Raw genomic sequence first — 423 nt, forward strand, 5'->3', positions numbered from 1 at the left:
TCGAGGAATACCTGGTCGTAGACCCGTTTGTCGTGGCCGGCGGTGGGGTCAGGCACATCAACGAGCCAGCACCACTTGAAGCGTCTCTTCATGGTGGCGCGGCTGACGCCGTTTCGTTTTGCTAGGTCGTCCAGTGATATTGCGGTGGTGCAATGCTCAATGAACTGGGTGAACACCGCAGCGTTGGTGATGTCGCCGCGGCGTTTGACGCTAGAGGCGCCGCACTGCTTACAACGCCACCTGGTGGTGCCTTTGCTGGTGGTGCCGTTTCGTTTCATTTCACCGCCGCAGTGGCAGCGTGGTTGGTTTCTAGACATTGCGACACCACACCACGCCGCGCTTAGCACATCACGGCTGCCACACCGTGGATTGAACGCTCGAGACCCAGATATATGCCCCGGAAGCATATACTTTCCTGAAACC

1 pseudogene is annotated in these 423 nt (G+C 58.2%); it reads right to left on the reverse strand.

The annotated features are described in order from the left end of the window. A pseudogene (locus HMPREF3151_RS12200) lies at positions 1–317 on the reverse strand (IS256 family transposase); the annotation flags it as partial. Positions 318–423 lie beyond the last annotated feature (106 nt).

This window comes from Corynebacterium sp. HMSC05H05 (assembly GCF_001807265.1).
Lineage (GTDB): Bacteria > Actinomycetota > Actinomycetes > Mycobacteriales > Mycobacteriaceae > Corynebacterium.